The following is a 2,655-nucleotide window of genomic DNA, read 5'->3' as shown; positions in this document are numbered from 1 at the left end:
ATCCTTGTCTTTCTTTATAAAAGAACCATTTTTATCTTTAATATATGCAGAATTACCGATCCTAATTTCCTCTTCATTTAAAGAATACATTATTGACATCACTTTATCTTTTTCTATACATTTTTTGTTACTTTTAATTTCAGTAAAACATAATCGATCGTATTTTCCTTCTTCTAAATATCCATCACCATAATTCCATATATAAATATAGAAGGAGCTATCTTTAGCTTTAAATAAATTATACTTTTTATCTAAAACATCTTGATTATTTTTCCACCATATTATTTTTCCATAATCAGTTATCGGAAAATCCTCAACCAGAATAGAGGTGGTATACGTATCTTTATGTACTCCCATGACTTTAACGGGAATAAAAAACTCATACACTACAAAAAAAATAAAAGATAGCAAAAATATGATTATTGTTATTTTATATTTAAAAGCCATTATTTTGGACTCCGAATTTTTATATTAATAGTTTCTTTTATAATATATTATAATTATTTCACTCGGTAAGGAATCACTTTGAGTTATTGTGCTGGCATTCACCTGGGCATAATTAAAAATTGATGCATTAGTTAAAACAACAGTCATATATTTTTCTTGTGAACTAAAATGGTCAATAAAACAATATTAGCACGGCATAAGATTAAGCAATAAACATTTTTCACTGTATTAAAGGAAAATTATGTGTACTTTCAATCTATAGGTCAACCTAGTCAATATTTATGTGTTACACAGAGAACTTTAATACTCTATTGTGGACAATTTCACGTACAATCGAGTATTATAAAACGCTCAATCTAACACATAATATTGGTGAATTAATAGGTTATACAAAAAATGATATCTATGCAGAGCGGATAAAAAAAGCAAATATTATCTTTCTCTGCCTCGTCGCACAATATTTAGATAGTTTAAACTGCTTTCAAGACGAATTCAGACCAAAGTGATTTGGGCAACTTAAATTTTCTTAGCTTACTTTATGGAGCTTTGATTTATCACCTACTGAGCAGATCATCTTAAAAGGAAAATAGCACCACTACGTTACCGAAACGGCAACCCCGACGATAAAATATATGGCTGTATTCATGATGAGGATATGGAATAATGAGTAATCCATTTACGATATCTAACTTTCCTGAACAACTAGAGACCTCCCCTTTAATAGATGAAAGCCATCACTATGATGACCCTTTACCGCCAAAAGATCTCGTATTTTTACAAAGTATCAACAACCAAGAATGTAAGATTAAATCATCACAAGTCAATGGTCGATTCACGAATACTGTCCCGATGTTTTTGGTATTAATAGTAATGATGTTTTATACCCTATTTAATTTTATTGAAGGACATATTATTACAAAATATACTTTAGAAGATAATATTAAAGAAATTGAAAATTATAGTACCTATTATACAGGGAACGATCGCGTTGTACTTAGGGATATAAATAAATATAAACCTTTCTTTGGAAAGGAAAAGATAAGTTGGTGGGAATATATCAAAGCATATAATTCAGGTAAATTTTTTGTAGGTAGTGAAGATGACAAATATTTTGTCCTCGCATGGTTAGTTTTATTTCCCAGTGGATTATATATCTTAAGCTCCCTTGCTTTCTTTGTGCCAATGACCTATTTGGTGGCTGATAGAAAACGACAGATCTTATATTCTTATGTAGATGGCATTGTGATGGCAACCCGTTATGAAGATGCTCAATTCGGTTATGCCGGTAAAATGTTAGCATTTAAATTATTCTATATACATCCTGAAACTGGTGAGCTAGGAATACATATATATCGTCCCAATGTCTCTCATTACACAGGTTTTTTATTAAGTAGTGATACTGAAGATCACCGCTTTATTACTTTTCTTAATGCCTATATGCAACAAGGGCGTGATGCAGTCTGCACAAGTGACTATTATGCACGAGCACCACTATTCTGCTTTGCGAAAAACCCTCTTCCTGCTGATTTTGAGCAACAGGTCGAACAGATTCTGGCAAAGCTTGATCAGGAGAAAAAACGGCATGCGTAAAATTGATAAGGAAGGTACGGAATGACCAGTTTACGCACAGTATCAAAACACCCTGAACAATTAGAAACCACACCATTAATTGCGGAAAGTCATCACTACGATGATCCTTTAGCACCTCAAAAACTGGTATTTTTAGAGGCTGTTAATCAACAGCGTTGTGTGATTAATTCACCACAGCGCAATAGCCAACTCACTAATACAATACCTTTTTTTATCGTACTTTTAGTTATGGCCTTTTATACATTATTTGGTTTTATTTCCGAACATATAAATTATAAAAGACATTTTCAGAGTATGGTCGAAAAAGTTGAGGCTAAATATAGTAATGAACTTAATTTAAATGCGCCTACATTAAAATATGTAAACACGTACAGACCATATTTTGGGAAAAAAAAATATAAATTATTGGGATTATATAAAGGCTTATAATTCAGGTGAATTTTTTACTGATGGCCAATATGAAAAGTACCTCGTCATTGGCTGGCTAATTTTTTTCCCCGGTTTTTTATGGCTATTTGGCTATCTCTCTTTCTTTACGCCTCCTGTGTACCTTACTGCTGATAGGCAAAGAGGAATACTGTATAGCTATGGCATGGGGAAAGTGCGTTTAACCCGCTA

General features: G+C 32.1%; 2 protein-coding genes and 1 pseudogene. 2 read left to right on the top strand and 1 reads right to left on the bottom strand.

The window, feature by feature from the left end; all coding sequences use genetic code 11:
* Positions 1 to 447 (bottom strand): DUF943 family protein (locus AACV00_RS00130; RefSeq protein WP_161737327.1); only part of this gene is annotated, 447 nt, incomplete at its 3' end.
* A gap of 663 nt (positions 448 to 1,110) precedes the next feature.
* Here AACV00_RS00130 and AACV00_RS00125 point away from each other — a divergent pair.
* Positions 1,111 to 2,037: a hypothetical protein gene (locus AACV00_RS00125; RefSeq protein ID WP_080047745.1), complete on the top strand. Its 927-nt coding sequence runs from the start codon at positions 1,111 to 1,113 to the stop codon at positions 2,035 to 2,037.
* Positions 2,038 to 2,058: 21 nt separating this feature from the next.
* Positions 2,059 to 2,655, top strand: a pseudogene (locus AACV00_RS00120) (hypothetical protein); the annotation flags it as partial.

The sequence above is a fragment of the Proteus sp. G3927 genome (assembly GCF_963894685.1).
GTDB lineage: Bacteria > Pseudomonadota > Gammaproteobacteria > Enterobacterales > Enterobacteriaceae > Proteus > Proteus mirabilis.
This window is presented reverse-complemented; position numbering and strand designations above follow the sequence as displayed.